The 17,367-nt window shown below is 67.3% G+C and carries 9 protein-coding genes; 3 read left to right on the top strand and 6 right to left on the bottom strand.

All coding sequences use genetic code 11. The features are described from left to right. Positions 1-293: 293 nt before the first annotated feature. The gene (locus AC1VWI_RS00220) at positions 294-4,718 is read right to left on the bottom strand and encodes an AAA family ATPase (RefSeq protein WP_499516685.1); all 4,425 of its coding nucleotides are present in this window, start codon (positions 4,716-4,718) and stop codon (positions 294-296) included. A gap of 155 nt (positions 4,719-4,873) precedes the next feature. Between AC1VWI_RS00220 and AC1VWI_RS00215 the strand changes: the two genes are divergently transcribed. Further along, complete coding sequence (locus AC1VWI_RS00215) at positions 4,874-5,731, top strand: hypothetical protein (RefSeq protein ID WP_499508808.1); 858 nt, start codon at positions 4,874-4,876, stop codon at positions 5,729-5,731. 113 nt (positions 5,732-5,844) lie between these two features. On the opposite strand, the gene AC1VWI_RS00210 is transcribed toward AC1VWI_RS00215, so the two are convergent. Next, a complete protein-coding gene (locus tag AC1VWI_RS00210; protein WP_499508807.1) occupies positions 5,845-9,027 on the bottom strand; it encodes an NACHT domain-containing protein in 3,183 nt (1,060 codons plus the stop codon). Positions 9,028-9,473: 446 nt separating this feature from the next. Between AC1VWI_RS00210 and AC1VWI_RS00205 the strand changes: the two genes are divergently transcribed. Then, on the top strand, positions 9,474-11,471 hold the full coding sequence (locus AC1VWI_RS00205; protein ID WP_499508806.1) for a putative endonuclease domain-containing protein: 1,998 nt from the start codon (positions 9,474-9,476) through the stop codon (positions 11,469-11,471). A gap of 150 nt (positions 11,472-11,621) precedes the next feature. Here AC1VWI_RS00205 and AC1VWI_RS00200 read toward each other — a convergent pair whose 3' ends face one another. Then, a complete protein-coding gene (locus tag AC1VWI_RS00200) occupies positions 11,622-12,914 on the bottom strand; it encodes a hypothetical protein (protein ID WP_499508805.1) in 1,293 nt (430 codons plus the stop codon). Here AC1VWI_RS00200 and AC1VWI_RS00195 point away from each other — a divergent pair, their 5' ends adjacent. Continuing rightward, entirely contained in the window at positions 12,915-13,577 is a 663-nt protein-coding gene (locus tag AC1VWI_RS00195; RefSeq protein WP_499508804.1) for a 3'-5' exonuclease, read from the top strand. Here AC1VWI_RS00195 and AC1VWI_RS00190 read toward each other — a convergent pair. From AC1VWI_RS00190 to AC1VWI_RS00180, 3 genes are all read right to left on the bottom strand, one after another. Then, a complete protein-coding gene (locus AC1VWI_RS00190) occupies positions 13,509-14,534 on the bottom strand; it encodes a hypothetical protein (RefSeq protein ID WP_499508803.1) in 1,026 nt (341 codons plus the stop codon). The genes AC1VWI_RS00195 and AC1VWI_RS00190 overlap by 69 nt on opposite strands. A 148-nt stretch (positions 14,535-14,682) precedes the next feature. Continuing rightward, a complete protein-coding gene (locus AC1VWI_RS00185) occupies positions 14,683-15,456 on the bottom strand; it encodes an AAA family ATPase (RefSeq protein WP_499508802.1) in 774 nt (257 codons plus the stop codon). Then, on the bottom strand, positions 15,453-16,961 hold the full coding sequence (locus AC1VWI_RS00180) for a transposase (protein WP_499516684.1): 1,509 nt from the start codon (positions 16,959-16,961) through the stop codon (positions 15,453-15,455). Before AC1VWI_RS00180 ends, AC1VWI_RS00185 begins: the two co-directional genes overlap by 4 nt. Positions 16,962-17,367: the final 406 nt, after the last annotated feature.

The following is a 17,367-nucleotide window of genomic DNA, read 5'->3' as shown; positions in this document are numbered from 1 at the left end:
GAGTAGGCGCTGATGAGAGGCGTGCGAGACCGATGCTGTGGGGAGATCCCAAGGGGGTCGGAACGCTACTGTCTCGATGTCGACGGTGCCTTGCCCCCGCCTTGGTGATGCGGTGGGTCTGGAGATGGACATCACGTGCCGGAGGAAGCCATCCTGGAATGACACCGCTGACTCCGAGCGGACGACGTTGTCCGAACACTACAGCTCGGTGTGCGGCGGCTCGCGGCCAACACTTCACTCGGCTGGGGATAGCTGGCGGCGGCGACGTGCCACCGGTGGGTGGGTGCTCGTCCTCACCATGACTCTGTCTCAAGTGGCCAGCCCAGGGTGGCAAGCCCCGCTGGGCCGCCGATGTGCACACGCTGCCTACGGCCTGTGGTGTGCACGATGTTGGTGACCGGCGCCGCCGTGAGAAGGGAATGCACGAGGCGCCCCGTGCGTGGATCCCACAGCCGCATGCCGGTGCCGTTGCCTGCTGCCAGCAGCCAGGACCCCGAGGGTTGGGGGAGGGCGGCCATCACAGTGGTGGCGGGGGTTTCGATCCGCCGCAGCGTCCTCCATCCCTGAGGATCACGCAACACGATCTCATGGGGCATGGCGATGGCCACCGCGGCGAGGTCCCTAGACAAGGGGACGAGGCACAAATCGCTGATCATGTTTCGGTAGGGCAGCGTATGTTCTTCGACTAGTTCGCCGCTGTACACATCCCACACCAGCATCCGGGAGAGCACCGGGGCCGCCACCAGACAGCGGTCAGCGGGGGAAGGTAGCGCCAGCAGCGGGCCAGTGGGCAACCCGCTGTCGGGGAGCGCTCTTGCCTGGCCGGTGATGTCCACCGCGATCACCACGCCACGGGAGCCGGCCACCACCAAAACGGGCTGGTCGCCTGGGAGCCGCCCGGCCACGCAGCGGGCCTGCTTGAACGAGCCGCTCACGAGTGGCCGGGCGGCATCGTGTTCGGGGTCCCATAGATAGATGCCGGTCCTGTCACCCACCGCCACGGCAAGGGAATCGCCGGGACCGGGCACGGGTTCCAGGAAGGTGACAGGGGAGGAATGCCGGTAGCGCTTGAGAAGACGCCCGGTGGCGGCGCTCCGGATCTCCACTCTGTTGCCCTTGGAGACAGCCAGCCGTGGTTTGCCATTGGCCGTCGACAACCCGGCCATCATGTGCGCTTTCGGCAGGGCCTGCGAGAGCGAGAGAGGCTGGGGCGATGTCTCCACATCCCACCGGCTCTCCCAGGGGTCCTGGTGCAGCTGGACTCCCTCGTCGCCGGTGATGGCAAGCGTCCAGGTCTTACCTGGGCCGGGAATGCCCGCGAACATCGCCCGCCGCTGCGCTGGACGCGTCATCACCTGACGCGGCGCAGGCCGGGAGACATCCCACACCTCGACGGCGTTGTCCCTCATGATGCCTGCCACGCTGACACCACGGGGGCCGACCAACGCCACGACACGTTGGCCCTCCACAGGCAACCGGCCCGCTGCCATCTCCTGGACGGAGTCAGTGAGGAAGAGTTCGGTCTGATGGGGAGCGGTCTGGAAGGGGTCGAACAGCAGCACCGGTTTGTCCCGGCCGCCGTTCGGCACCACGGCCAGCAGATCACCCCCCGACGGCCCTTGCACGGCTGCCATGGACTGGGCCGTGGCAAACGGCAGGTGGAGGGGCAGCACCTTGCTGGTAAGGGGGTTGAACAGCGCCCACCCGGCGCGGTGCCGTCCGCACAGGTGGTAGCCCTGCCCCTGCGGATCACGTACCCAGGTCGGTTCTTCCGCGATGTAGAGATCGTCAGGCAGTGCAACCTGCCGGACCGCGTTCTCCGACGGCTGCCACAGGACCAGTTCTTCCCTATTGGTCACCACCATCGTCCACCGTGCGGCACCGTCGCGTGCTACCGCCACGGTGCACAGGCCGGGCAGCTCCAGGACTGCCAACTGACTGCCCGAGAGCGGATCGAATACCGCCGCGCCGCGTGGCCCGGCCGCCACAAGGAAAGGACGTCCGCTGGTGCCCTTCGCGATGGTCAGGCTTAGGGCCACCTTGGTGTCGATATGGGTGAGCTGCTGGCCCGTCGTGCTGTCCCAGATGCCGATGCCGCGACGGCTGCTGGCGGCGAGCAGTTGGCGGCCGTCCAGCGTCGCAAGCGAACACAGGGCGTGCACCCGGCCAGCAGGGGAGGCCACCACGTTGCTGCGTGCCTCCCACCTCCCCCACTGTGTGCGCAACTGCGCGGCGAAGGGCCGAGCAGAGCTGTCCGGCGCCGGGCTGTAGCTGGTGCCGAGGCCCGCCCCAGTGAGTGTCGACAAGTGGAAAGAGATGCTGCTGAACCGGGACGCGGTATCCACCGACTCGTCCAGGTAGGGCTCGATCAGCCCGGCCGATGTGAGCATTTTGCGCTTGAGGTCGCCCACTGGTAGGGGCAGACCCAGCCGTCCGCGCAGTGACCCCGAGCTCTCCCAGGCCGCCAGTTCCACCGGCATGATCGAATCGTCCAGTGCGTGGCCTAGTTCGGCGTGGGCCACCGTATGGCGACGCACATAGGGATGCGGTGCCAGGCGGCCGCCCTGCTCGGCCAGCCGGGCGCAGGCCTTGGCGATGGCACGATGGACCTGCTCCACGGGCTGCATGGACGCCATCTCGGCAGCCCATTTCTCAGGAACGCCGGTTGATGGGTCAATGGCCAGCGAGCCGGGCTCGGTCAGGAGCACCTCGGCCACCCGCTGGTGGGCGGGCCGGTAGGTGACCCGGCCGTCTTCCTCGCCGGTGGCGAGGTAGCCGACCAGGCGGCTGTGGCGCACCGTGCGGATCACCGCGTCGATTTCGCCGGCGGGCGGTGCAGCTGGGCCGAGGACCGCGGCGGCGACCGCCGGCCACACTTCCGCCCACGGTAGCCCCGCGCCCTGGGCAAAGGCGGTGGCCCGTAGCACCGCCAGCAGCAGCCGCAGACTGGCGTCCTGGTCCGCGGCCACCTGTCGCAGATCGCTGGCGAGCAGCGCTGTTGTCCCGGCCAGCAACCGGTCGCGCCAGTGGGAATCCGTCACGTCTTGCCGGCCGGATGCGGACCTCAGCTGTGCGGCGGCCAGCCGGGCGTCGAGGAACGACGGCTTCACTGCCTGCGCGATCACCGCCGCGGCATTGGCCGCCGCCGCGCCATGGCCGGCATACGGGCTGTCCTCGGTCGCCTGCAGAACCATCTCCACGTAGGCGGCAATGTCGTCGGCGGTTTGGGCACCGTCCGTGCGCAGCAGGGCCAGCGGCACGGTGCTCTCGCCCATCCCCGCTTGCAATGCGGTGTACAAAAAGCCCAGCAGCTGGTCGGCCGCCGCATCCTGCAGCTTGCCGCCCGCGACGCCCTGGGCCGAACTACGCATCCCCAGCACCAACCGCACCGCTGGCTCCCCGTCAGCGGCACGCAACCGCGCCAGCGGGGCGATCACGTCGGACAGGCACGCGGTGGGCTCCTGCGCCTCATCTAGGCCGTCGACCACGAGTGTTACCGGCTCCAGCTCGTCGGCGCAGGCCGCAGCCACCCGGTCCAGCAGTGCCTGCAAGGGAGGCTCACCCCCGACACCATCGGCGCCAAAGGCGGCCAGCAGATCCTCGATCAACGCCAGGGACGACTTCCCCCGCGCCAGGACGGCCGCGTCCACCGCGCGCGGCCGTGGCCGCAGCCGTGCGGGAACCGTGTCCACCATGTCCGCGAACCGGGTGACAAACAGTGGATCGCTCAGGGTAACCAGTCGCGCCAGCAGTGCCGACTTGCCCGAGCCAGCCGCGCCGGTCACCACCAACACCCCCGCCCCGGCCTGGACAAACTCCACCAGATCCTGCATCAGCGTCTGGCGCCCGCTGAAATACCAGCCCGGATCATCGTCTTCGGTACGGCCCGAGGCGCGGGCCAGCCAGTACTGCTCCAGGGTGGATGCCGACAGCGACACTGGCCGCCGGGAGGCCTCCACAACCTGTTCCGCCGGCTGATAGTGCGGGTTAGGCAGGCACAGACTCGGCTTGTCGCGACGCGAGTCCGGCCATACCCACAGCGCCCTCAGCAGGCCGGGATTCTCGTTGCCGACCGTGTTGAGGAGCTTTTCCCATTCCTCGAACGACAGATGGGGCGCGGTGAAGCCTGCCGATTCATTCCTGACCTTGTCCAGCGCGAGCTTCAGCAGCCGCGTGAACTCGCCCCGGTGAGGCTCCTGCTCGAAGTCACCACTAGTGATCACAGCGAGGGTCTCCAGGCCACGTCGCTGCGCGCACAACTCCTCAAACAGCACGCCCAGTTCACTCTTGAGACTGCCGGCGAAGCACGAGTCGACGAGCACCAGCACGTGCTCCGCCTCGCTGTCCATGACCTGCGTGATCAGCTCGCTGGTAGGAAACGCGGTGCCCAGCAGCCGGTCAGGGGTGGTATAGCCGAAGGTCAGGTAATGCCGCCGGGACTGGCCGCGCAGACCGTGCCCGGTGATATAGACGACCAGTGCCTGGTCCCACTGCGCCTGCGCGAGTTCCTGCTCATTCAAAAACAGCCGCAAGTCTTCCGGCTGCGTGAGCTCTTTGGACTGCGCGAGCTCGAATCGACGCCCCGCGTCCATCGTAGGATCGGCCAGCCAGCCGGTGATCGTCTCCACCTGCTCCTGGATCCCCGCGGTGAAGGCCTCATCCTCGGTGAAGTACTCGTCGACCGCAACAACCACCAGCCGCCGAGGCCACGGCGCCACCCCGTTCAACTACGCCCCCCTTATGTACGTTGCCCAGCACTCTAACCACCAGCCAGACCCCAACCGCAACGCGACCGCCGCCTGGGCCAGATAGGATCCCGGCAGCCGTCAACCCCGCATCTTGCGGGGAGCAGGTTCCGGGGGGATAGATCAGCGTGCACATCGTCGGTATCCACGGCATCTGGCAAGGCAACACCAACGCCGTGAAACTCTCGGCCGACTGGGCTGGCGCCCTGACCAAAGGCCTGCGCACCCACCACGGGCCTGCCTGCCCCGTCCCACCGCTGAGGGTGGCCTACTACGGCAACCTCTTCCGCACCCCGAGCCGACGTCTGGGCGCCCAGGACGCCACCCCGCTTGTCGATGACGCCGACCCCTTCACCGACGAGGAAGAGGCATTCGTCCTCGACACGCTCGCCCTGTACGCCCCATCCGACCTCGACCCCGAACAGCTTGAGACCGAAACCCTCGGCCTGGGCGTCCCCTACATTCCCCGCCCCGTTGCTCAAGCCGTGGTCGCCGTCGACCACAAGATCGGCCGTGACGCGGGTCGGCGCCTGCTGGTCTTCGTCCGCCAGGTCTACCGCTACCTGCACCACGACACCGGTGAGCGTATCCGCGCCGAGGTTCGAACCGAACTGCACCGTCCCGGGTCCCGCCTGATCATTGCGCACTCCCTGGGCAGCGTCATCGCCTTCGACATGCTCACCCGCGACGACACCGGTCCCGGCCCTGAGGGCCTGGCCACTCTCGTCACCTGCGGATCCCCCCTCGCCTGGCCCACCATCCGTCATTCGCTGGGCCAGGGAGGTGCCCTTCAACTACCCGACGGCATCGAATGGTTGAACCTTCACGCTGCCGGTGACATGGTCGCCCAGAGTGGACTGGCGGCCGTCGCTCCGGCCGTCCGCGACGAACTCGTCCGCAACGGCGTCACCAATCCGCACACTGCCGTCCGCTACCTCGAGAAACAGCCGCTCGCCGACTTCATCGTCAAAAGCAGCGCCTTGTGAGTCCGAACTGCCACCCCCCAGCAGGGCCCGAGATCGAATGGGGGGCAGGCGCGGGGCCGACGGCACCGGGCTGAGCGACGAGAGGCTGCTAGACCTGCTAAAGGTGCGGCACATCACGTTTCCATGGTGGTGCGGTTGTTGATGTGCCGGATGGTGTCTGCGGCCGTACCGCCGAGGACGGTGTGGTCGCGGTAGGCGGCGAGCAGGGGGAGGGAAGAGCGGTCTCCTACGCGGGTGAGCAGGCGTATCACGGTCGCCGTGCGGTCGTCGGATTGCGGGTGCCGGAAGAGTGAGGTCAGGCGATCCGGAGCGCTCAGGCCGTGGTGCAGAACTCTGCGGGCCTGGGCGGGGAAGGCGTCGACGATGGAGCCGAGCGCGCTCGTGCGAATGTCCTGGGCGAACATGGCGGCGTACTGGAACTGCTGGAGAGGGTCAACGGCGGCGTCCAGGAGCCAAGTAGTGAGCCGTTCCCACAGCGGTGTGCAGCGTGCGTACTGTTCATCCACGCTGAGGCCGGGGCGGCGGAGCCAGAACAGGAGCTGCCCGTAGCAGCGCCACGCGTCGGCATCGGCACCTTGCTGGCTTTCCAGGATCGGGGGAGGGGAGGGTAGGTGGGCGGCGCAACCTTCGATGCCGAGCAGGTGGCAGCTGACGGCATCCTGCCTGAAGGGACCATGGTCTAGGTGAGAGACCCAGTACTGGAAGGTTGGCAGCGCGGCTCGGTCCTTCGCGTGTACGAGTTCCTTGAGGATGACGTCCGTGAAGAGGCCGGCGTCGCCTTCACGCACGGCGAGGATCAGCAGTGCACGGCGCGCGGCGGGGTCAAGGGCGTCGATCGCTGCGATGAACGGGGCGGAGATCACTTCTTCGAACTGACTCTCCACGATTCGCTTTGCGCGGGTATGGGCGTCGGGCCGCTCGGGATGGGCAAGGAGGAGGGTGATCTCCTCGGTGATGTCGTCAACGGCGTAGGGCGAGGTGAGTTGACCGTAGCCGTGCAGAGTCTCGACGAGCATCGTTGAGACGAACACGTCATCGGTTTGAACGTCGTCCAGCAACTCGATGATGTGAGTCTCGGTCGCCCCCTCCGCGGTGGTGCGGATGCCGGCGAGCAGGTCCAGTCCTGCGAACTGCAAATGGTGGGCGCCAGTGGCCCAGGCGTGGCTGAACAGCGTCGGCGCGAGTGCGGCCGTCTCAGCGTCGTGGGTCCTGCGTAGCAGGAAACACAGCAACATGGGTAGACCGACGTCGTCGGCCTCCAGCGAGCCGACCCATTTCCGGAGGTCTGCTGCTCCTGCCGGCTGGTGGCGGTTGTGCCCTTCCCTCGGCCATGCGAGCCGGGCCCCGTGCGTGATCAGGGCTGCAGGCAGCTGTGTACCGCCCGTGGATGTGATCGGTCCGTTCAATGTTGCGGCGATCAGCCCCGCCACGTGAAGGCTGGTCGCGGCCCACCCCGTGCCGCGTTGGAAGGCCCGATCGGTCTCGCGCATGAGCCGGGCCAGGGGCTCCAGTAGGCGCCCATCGCGGGCGGTCTCGCCGATTGCAGCGAACATCGCCTGCGCGTATCCGCTCCAGTAGAGGTTTGGCTCACTGGTGTACCTCAACTCTGAGGTACACGTGATGGTGCTGGAGGCCGTCGCCTCGATAGCCGCCTCCAGGCAGCGCCCGGCCTCAGTCAACGCCACCTCGTCGGCCACAGGCCCCAATCGCAGGCGCAGCGCCTCGATGAGTACCTTCTTGTCGGGCAATCCCTGCAGCAGGCCGCGGACCACGTTAGGGTCGCTCTGCAGTGGGACGGCCCAGCTAGCCAGCTCGCTGCGATGCGGCCGCAGCAGCTCATCGGCCAGCTTCGTGCCATCGGTAAAGGACCAGATCAGGGCCTCGGCGGTTAGTAGGTGGGCGTACCACTCATGCGGGAACTCGACCCGTTGATGTCTGACCCGCACCACAGGCAACCTCAATGCCTCGTCCACTATGCCTACGGACGCTCCCAGCGCGACCAGTAGCTGGGTGGCGCTGCGCTGTGCTTCCGCCAGTGGCAGCCACCCCGTCAACCGCTCGTCCATCAGCATGGCCCAGTGGTGTAGCACCTGCCGCAAAACCGTCGGTTGCGACGCCAGCTGCAACTGCTCACCAACGTGAGCTTCCAGGAGAGCAGCTCGGCCAGCATTCGCTGGCAGACGCTGTGTCAGCTGCGCTGCCAGGGATAGCTCGAAGGCGGTGCCGAACGCCTCGCACTCGTCCTCGACGCTCCGTTGGCCCTCGGGGCGTACCCCGTAGGACTGCAAGAGCGCCACACGCTGCTGCGGGTCCGGATCGACCGTCCTCAGCCGTACACCACCGATTATCGCGGGCACGTGCACGAACTCGTGACTGCTGGACACCACCGTCGCCTCGGCTCGCCGACACCACGAACTCAGCTGCTGTATGAGCCGCTCCTGGAACCGAACGGGACATTCGTTGATCGCATCCACAAGCAGGACTACTGGAAGCCTCTCCAACCGGCTGGCTCGAACCAGGAAGTCTGCCGTCTGTGGGGTGAACGGAGCCACGCTCTCGTCGAGGCTCTCCTTCAGATCTCCTTCGTATGTGCCCGCTCGCAGCAGGATGGGCAGCCAGCCGGCCTGCGCCAGTCCCTTGGCGGTGTGGGCCAGGGTGTGGCTCTTACCTGTTCCCGAGTCGCCAGCCAGCTGGACATGACGCCCGGGCCGCAACCAGGCCGCCAACGCCACTGACGACAACCTCTCTGACCCGTCTTGGTCCTCAAGGGTCAGGGCGACCAGCTCATGCAAACCCTCGCTCAAATACGCACCGAGGTGGGCCAGGTATTCCTCCAGAGCTTGCCCGTCCGGTGCATCGCTGCTCTCGGTTTCCACCTCTCGGGTAGGCAACGGCCGGCAGAACACTCGCATTGTGTCCTCGCCGAAGAACCGCCGCACCAGGTCCGGCAACGCAAACAGCATGTCGGACAACTGCTGGCGGCCCCACAGTTCGATCACCAGATCCCGATGCTGCTCGCGTAGCCGCGTCAGCTCCAGGTCGACCTTCGTATCCCGCACATCCGCCGTGGTGACAATCACCAGGCGCCGGGCACCAAAGGGCCGGCTTCCACTGGCATACGCAAGCACAGCTTTACGGAGGTCGGGGGCGGAGAACTTCTCATACCTCTTGGCCTGATACACCGCAGCGGGCAGGGAAGCGAAGAACGCCACCACGTCGACACCGTCCTGGGCCTGGCCGCCGCGCCCGAATGCTCGGGCCTCCAGAGCATGGTCGGCCTGGACCGCCAACGCCACCACGAGATGCTCCAGAGCCTCCCAAGACAGCTCATGGGTACGAAGCAGCAAAGGCGCCGTGACCGTCAAGGGCGACGGCCCCGGTGGTGCCCCAGTCTGGTCCGCGCCGTCTGACCCGAGAGCGGCATCGTCGCCGCCACCGACACTGATCCCCCTCGGCACTACTCTCCCCAAAGGTCCATGGGAGGTTCCCCTCCGCGGCCTCCCACCGGTGCTATCGGCGGTTTGCGGGCATGTCCGCGAAACGCCGTCAGGCTACTCAACCTACTGCTCCCGCCCCGCAAATGCGCCGATGTCTGCTGCCACGTTCCTGCATGCCCTGACCCCAGCGGGCGTGGCTCCTGCGTATGCCGACGCACAGCATGCTCACGCTCGTGCCCAGATGCCGGTCGAACGAGGTCAGCCAAGGAGGGGGCGTTGTCAGTGCTGTAGGCCATCATCACTGCATGACCACTGTCCTTCCGGAGACGAACAGGGCTACTTCTCCAGTTGAGCCGCCATGCACGGGGGCGCTTGTTCTTCCGGAAGCACTCGTCGGTCTATGCCGGGCAGATCAGTACGAGCGGCAGAAGAAGTTCTGGCAGGAGCTAACGCAGCAGTGGCGTGCTCAGGTCGCCGCTTCTCTGGAGCAGGTACGCGCGAATATCGAGAAGCAAATCGCTGCCAGCCGGGAGCTTCGGAACAACATCCTCAGTGCTATGCAGGCTGCGGCTGATCCGCGCGAGCTGTCGGTAGCTGACGTTGAGGTGCTGGAGCTCCAGTGGGCGGACACGGCGGATGCCGCGCGCGTGGGCGTGCGGGACACGACCGACAGAAGGTGGCGCTGCACTGTGGAACCGGGACACGGCTCGTGGATGGCTCCGCCGAAGGACCGCAGCCGTACCGACCGGCCCAGCATGTGCCCGAAGTGCTTCGGCGCGGCCCCGCGGCCAGGAGAGCGACCCGCCCTTGAGCGATCCGTGGCGGCCATTCCCGCACTGGCCGCTGAGCTCCACTCCGACTCTGGCACGCCAGAGGAGATCAGCTACGGCAGCAACAAGCCGGTGACCTGGTGGCATCAGGTTCCTGCCGTTCGGCCTGGAACCGGAGAGTGGTACTGGGCGACCCATATCTGGGAGCAGCCACCCAAGAGCCGCACCAGCCTGCGGATCAAGAACGGGAAAACGGCTGGGATCAACGGCTGCCCGGTCTGCAATTCCGACCAAGCCGACGCCTCCAACAGCCTGGCTGCGTGGTACCCGGAGATCGCGGAGCAATGGGTGAGCGGCCCGGCGGGCCGGAACGCGCACAACACCCCGGTCGGGTCCAAGATCGAGGTGACGTGGAGCTGTACGTCCTCACAAGGGAAGCATGAGGACTGGTCGGCACCGCCCAACCGCCGCACCGCGAAGGCGCTCCGGTCCGGCTGCCTGAAGTGCAGCAACAACGTCTCTGCCAAGGCGCTGGCGCTCTTCCACGAGCTGCGTATCCACCTACCTGGGCTGGAGCTCGAGGCACCGATTCCTCTCGCCCCAATCCCCGGCAAGCGGTACCGCCACGTGCGGGTTGACATGTGGGAAGAGGCACTGCGGCTCGTTGTGGAGTTCGACGGCTGGAAGGCCCACGGCCCCGAATCCTGGCGCGACCGCGCAGCCGATGACCGCCAGAAAACCGAGCGTCTGGCCGCCGCCGGTCAGACGGTGGTCCGGGTCCGCGAAGACCTTTACCCGCTCGGACCGCACGATGTCGTTGTCGGCTCGGGCTGGAACGCATGGAAGGTAGCCGCCGCGGTCCTGCTGCGCGTTCAACAACTCGACCTGCACCCACTGCCCGGCCTCGCCGCCTACCTAGATCGTGGCACCGAAGCAGCATCAGCCGATGTGGAGAAGGCTTTGCTGGGCATGCCCTACCAGCCCCGTCGGCTTCCCAAGGCTGACAAGGCACCCGTTGAACCAAAGCAGCTAAAGGCTACCGAACCGCACCCGGTCAGCTGGCTGACACCGATAGGCCCTCCGTACCCCAACCCGAAGAAGCGAGCTGGATCGCTACGGGACTACCAGTGCAGGTGCAAGACGGTCATCACCGGACTTCGGCAGGCCGACGTCACTCGCGGGAACACCAAGAGCTGCGGATGCCGACAAGATGCGTCCCGTGCCGTCCCGCGAGGCCGGGTGGATCGCGAGCTGACCCAGGCGGCTCGCCAATGGGCACGAAAGGCGGGAATTGAGGTCAGGGCAAATGGGGCGTTGGACGCTCGAGTCCTAGCCTCCTACCAGCTCCACGCTGTTGACATGGCGTATCTCCTCGGCGAAGACAACCTCATCCCCGAGGGCACCGTACGCGAGTGGGCCGTTGATCAGGAGATCGTACTCGGTGCACGCGCACGTCTGCCCCGGCACACCTGGCTCGGCTACGCGGCTTCTGTACTGGCCCAGCTCGCGAAGGGTTCGGACGCGGACGCGTAGGACGGTGGACGACCCGAACCAACCGTCGCTTCCGCTGCTGCAGCCAGGCTTGACGTCAGCTTCGGGCCGACAGTCTTCTTCTTCAAAGATGCCGATGCGGCGTAGCGTCCGTCACCAACAGCGCATGCGATTCGGCACCCGATCGGCTCCTCAGAGTGTCGGACGGGTAAGCCAGTCGGCGATGGGCGTGCGGACGTCCGGCACGTGCGATGGCGTAGTGTCTGCGCCGGCCTGGTGCGCTGCCTGCAGGACTGTTGTGAGGTCTCCGCTGGCGAGCGTTTCGACTGGGCACGCACTGCACTCGCCATCACGGGAATGCTCTTTTCCGGCATCGGCGATTGCACGGGCGTGGGCGAGCCCGTCGAGCCCGCGGTCGACACGGAACGCGTACCAGGAGCCGTCCTGCTCCGCTCTTGGGAGTCCGGCTGCCACGCCCGGGTACATCGGTAGATGGACGCGGCCATCGTGGACGCGTACGAGGACCACCTGATCGAGGTAGTCGCACAGATCGGGCTCAGGCTGGTGGTCGTTCAGCCAGGCGATGGCTTCATTGCTCGGTCCGGGACCCCACAGGTATTGGGCGGGGAAGACAGTGGTGGCGCTTCGGGCATCGAACTCCATCAGGTTGGGGTCAGTGACTCCGCCCGGGCAGAACACGGCACGGACCAGGATGTAGGTGAACTTCACGTCCTCGTCGTCTTGGGTCAGCTGGCTCGCATAGCCGGCCGTGGTGTACTCGTCGTTGTTGCTCCAGCCGATGGCGATGATGTTACGGCTGAGCGGTTCCGGGTACAGGCGGCCCCCCGGAGTCGTGTGTCCCCACAGGTGATTGATGATCTCCGCAAGGTCGGAAAGCTCCCTGGCCGCTTCCACCGGAGAGGTCAGGTGGTAGGTGCCGTGCGCGACCATGTTCCGTAGCCTCCGCAGAACCGGCTCCAGAGACCGGTTGCGCTGCCCGCGCAACATGCCCTCGCGGCGAGCCCAGGTCAGCAACCCATCGAGCATGGCATTGAACGGCCCCCACACCCGGGAAGCGCCCATGCGGATCTCCACGCCGCGCACCTTCTTGTACTGCTCGAAGAAGTCGCTGTAGCTGGTCATCGTGATCTGGTGCTCGTGCTGCTTGCGATCCCTGACCTCGACAACATCTCCATGGTGGGCGACGAACCGGTCCCGCAACGCTTGCTCCAGCGTCAGCCGAGCCACGTCCGCCACCAGCGTGAACAGTTCGTAGCAGAGCACACCGTGGCTGTGGGCGGCGCGAAGCTGCTCGAACTTGTGCCGGGTCGGTTCAGCGACATTGTCGGCCAGCCTGAGCCCCGCGATCACACGCTGTTGGAAGTCGGCGGCGTCCTCCGGCTGCATTCGGCCCAAACCGAGAGGTGTGAAGTGCAGAGAGCGTTCGTCGGCCGCCTGCAGCTCCTCCAACGGCTTGATATCCATATGCGACCTTTCCTGCCTCTCCTGGGCATGCCTCTGGCGAACTGGTCAGGATGGGGTCTGCGCCCTGCGCGGTGCAAGCGGATTGACGTTGTGCAGCGTGACGCGGTTGGGCTTGTCGGGGTGGCCGGTCAGGATTGCGTGATGGGAAAGATCCTTCTCACTACCTACCACTCTGCGAAGGGCCGGGAGTTCGACACTGTGATCCTCCCCGGGCTGCTCAACGCCATCATCACTCGCAACGTTCCAGACCGCGGGAAGTGGCGCCAACCCACCGCGAAGGAACTCGGGGAGCAACGGCGCACGTTTTACGTTGCCCTCACCCGGGCCGAGAACACACTGCACCTGATCTACGGCCCCCGGATACCACACCAAGAACGGATACTGGCGCCCGGACGGACCGTCGGACTTCCTGATCGAGATGTACAGCCGTCCGTCGCCAACGGACTCTGCATAGCCACGAACGGTGCACTTACAGGCTGCACGCTTCCTGCGCTACAGAGGTCGGGCCTCAGAGCGGCCAAGCATTCGGCATCCCTCGCGTGCGAGAGTACTGCCGCTTCCCTGGCGCGCCAGGCGGTGGTCGGTAGGCGCGGTTCAAGGGACAAGGATGCCGGTCGGCAGGGACAGGCCGTGCCGGGGCAGACGTCGCGTGTGTGCGCGTAAATGTCGAGCCTCGGCGAGCATCAAGGGGGCGAACATGTTGTCTCCGGGCGGGTGGGTCGTCAGGCGGTGGAGAGCGCGGGCGGCGGCCAGCATCGGGCGGGCCCAGGCCGGGACGGCGTGCAACGGGCAGCGCTGATGTCCGAGCCCGTGGATTTTGATGGCGGAGACGTCGCCTGTGATGTCGAGGTCGCGTGTGTAGCGCAGGCTGCCTGGGCTGGCCTGGGTGAAGGCCAGCACGCTCAGGGCTCCGGCGATGAGGGGGTGCGCGAGAGCGGCGAGGGCCGCAGCCTCCGCGGAGGCGATCTCGATCGCACGGGCGGCGTGGATCAGCTGTGCTGTTGCCTGCGCGCCAGGACAAGGATGAGCCCACCGTGCCGGCCTCATCGGCGCCGACCTGATATCCCGCGGCTGTCGGGCGTGTGACTGTGCCGGAGCCAGCGGCACAGCCGCTGGCTCCGGGGTCGTCGGTGGCGGAGCAGGTGGGAAGAACGGCCGCGCGGGTGCCGGTCCGGGCTCGGCGAGGAGCGCCTGGAACTGGTCCCGGCTGCTGATGCGGCGCTCCACGCGGGCCAGCGCCGGCGGCAGTCCGTACGGGGTTTTCTGCCAGAGCAGTGTCAGCTGGGCTCCTGTCCTCTCGCGCCAGGCGAGCAGTTGCTCGATTCGTCGGGTGGTCAGCAGATGGGCGCGAGGGACCACGACGTGCCGCACTCCGGTCGCGATGGCCCAGGCAGCAGCGGCGAGCCACGCCGCATTCGCCGAGTCCAGCCACACGTCAGGGGAGCGGGGCCCGGGGGCCAAGCGTTTGCCCAGTGCATACAGCATGTCGTGCGCCAGCGCGGCCGGGCTGCCGTTGGCGGGTGTCGGCTGCACGGTGATGCGGCCTTCCTCGGGGCGGTGTGCCTGCAGCGCCGCCCGTGTGTAGAACAGGTCGTCCTGCTCGTCCACCACGATCGTCACGTCGCTGTATGTCAGTGCCATCACCCCCGTTCCGGCTGTGCGCAGACAGCCTGCGCCGGACGCGAAGACGCCAGGCTGCTCTCTTCGGCGCGCAAGGTTATGCGGCGGCGGCTCGCACTCGCCGGGCCGCCGCGCACTGCGGCCGTTGCTACATGCCGCCCAGCTTGCTGTACACCCAGTTCACGAGGTTTTGGCTGACCTCGGTCAGTCCCTTCTTCTTCATGCCGTTGAGGAGGTGCTTGGTGATGGTGGCCCAGTTGCGGAAGTTGCCGTGTGCCGCGGCCCGGTCGATGCCGCGGATCATCTGCGGGTCAACGCCGGCCCACAGGGAGTGGAACGCCGGCAGTGTGGCGACGACCTCGGCCTCGGGCATGCGCTGGAAGTTTTGCCAGATGAAAATCCGTGACGCCAGCATCGGTTCACGCTTGAGGACCCTGTAGCAGTTGTCGCCGCCGGCGAAGATCACCGCGATGTCGGTGTTGCGGTCGTCCCACAGATGGCGCCAGTACTCGAACGAACTGCGGCCCATCCACTGGGCCTCGTCACAGACCAGGACGCGGAACGTCTGTGACAGCGTCTCCTTCAGGAGCGTGTCGAATTCGATCGGCCGGGTCGGCGGTTCCCCGGGCAGCCCCAGAGCATTGAACAGCCCGTGGCGGATGTCGCGGGGCGTCGGGCCGGAGCGCAGCTCCAGGCGGTAGGTGATGTCGGGCGCGAGCTTGCGCAGCGCCGAGTTCACCGACATCGTCTTGCCGTATCCGGCCGCCCCGTAGGCGACCATCATGGCCTTCTCGTCGATCGTCGCCTGGACGTCGTCCAGTGTCGTCATGAGCGTGTCGGTGGCCACCAGGTGCGCATCGAGTCGGTGGATGTGGTCCTCGTCCTCTGCTGGCAGAATGCCGTAGTCCATGTCGCCGCTCACGCGTTCTCCTTTGGGGTGTCGTCTTCCGGCCCGTCCACCGCAGGTGGGATGGGGCGTGCCCAGCCGTCCGGGACGGGCTGGTGCGGGATGTAGCCGGGATTGGCCTGCCGAAGGCCTGTGGCAGCCGCATCGGAGAGTTCTGCTTCGGCTTCCCCCACGGTCAGCGCGCCCAGACGCTGGGGCGGAGTGGGCGTGGTGACAGCCTCGAAACGCTCGCGGCGCAGCCGTGCGGCGGCCTTCATGTCCGCGCGCAGCCGCCGTGCCTTGGCGGTGCGGGCTTTGCGTACCTCACGGATTTGCTCCTCGCTGGCCGCCTCGGCCAGGACCGCCGAGCCCAGGTGCGTGCCCTGAAGGTCGAAGACCTCGACGGCCTGATCGTGGTGGGGAAGATGGCGCACCGCGACGCGCACGCCACCCTGGCCGACCATCCAGGGTGCGATGTAGTGGCGGTTGCGCCACCGCACTCCCTGCGTGGTGATGGTGCGCGTGCGTCCGTCGTCCTGAAGCCCGAAATGGGCCAGCTGCCCGGCAGGGACATCGCGCAGGGGAGTGGGGTCGGACCGCCATGCCTCCATCGGGGTGCGGCCGCCCAGAGCCCTGGGCCGGTGCTCGGTGTTCCACCAGTGCACCCACTTCAGCAGCAGTTCCACGAAAGCCTCGAAGGTAAGCGCTGGCTCGTCCGGATCCGCGGTGCGGCCGCCGGTGAGCCTCTGCCGGTGGATGTAGCGCGGCATGGAGACGAACAGCATCTCCTCGACCGCGCCGTTGAGCGCCTCGATGGTTCCTTTCAGATGCGGGCTGTAGGCGGGGAGATCGACGACTGGCACGGCGAAGGCTCCCAGGGCCGAGGCCACGGTGGTAGACAAGAACTCCTTGCCGCGGTCCACGCGGACCAGGCCGGGCAGCCCGCCGGCCGGGCCGAAGGCCTCGGTGCGGTCCAGGGCCATCCGCAGGGCTGCCAGGACCGCGTCCGTGCTGGGTGCGTGGGGTGTCACGGCCACGCCCATGATCATCTTTTTGGCGCAGTCGATGAACCAGGTCACCCAGGGCTGTACGAGGTCGTCCTCGACCCACACCCGCACGGGCACGCACTTGTGGTCGCCTTCCCAGGCGGCGTTGCGATGTTCTGCGGGGCGCTTTCCGAACACGTCGTAGGCCCGCCGGGCGGCTTCCCCGTTGGCGAGCCCGGCCCGGTCTCCGGGAGTCAGGTCCCGGCGCAGCGCGCGGTGGATCGTAGCCAGCGACGGAACCGAAGGCAGAGCAGGGTCGGCCAGGGCTCGCTGCTGCAGCTCGCGGTGTACGGCGGAGGCGTTGCCTCCCCACAACACCAGCAGCTCCCGAATCTCAGGCGTAACGGTGAACCGTGTTCGAAGGGCCGCGTCGGTCTGTCCGGTGGCGCGCGCCTTGGCGACCCACCGCCACACCGCGCGCTCCGACCGGCCCACAGCCGTGGCGACCAGCCGCACGTGTGCGGTGGTCAGCTCGCCGTTCTGGTCCAGCGTCATCAGCTGCGGTAACGCGGCCGACCGCCCCGAGCTGACGCTGAACACCGGGTTACCGGCGCCGTGCGCACGGGCAGAGGAGTCGCTCATACCATCTGCTCCTTACATCGCGAACGAATCAGTCTTGGTAATGGCCACCAGCGCCTGGCACCCCCAGTGGCGTAGCCGATGCCCGGCACGGGCGCTTCCCGGCCGCCGCCGGGGACAGCGCCGTCACGAGAAGGGCCGCCGCCTGCGCAGCAGAGTCCTCGGGCCCGCGCGGGGCCAGGGCATACGCGCCGGCCAGGCGCACACGCAGCACGGACTTCCCCGACACAGGCGCTCCGCGATGCCCCGGCTATCCGGCTGCTCCTTGGGGAGGAGCGGCCTTGTGCCGGGTCACCGGGGGACGCGCCATCCGCTGGCCGGG

It is taken from the genome of Streptomyces sp. TOM-9 (assembly GCF_056858595.1).
The sequence above is the reverse complement of the archived record's forward strand: the minus strand, read 5'-3'. Positions and strand labels throughout refer to the sequence as shown.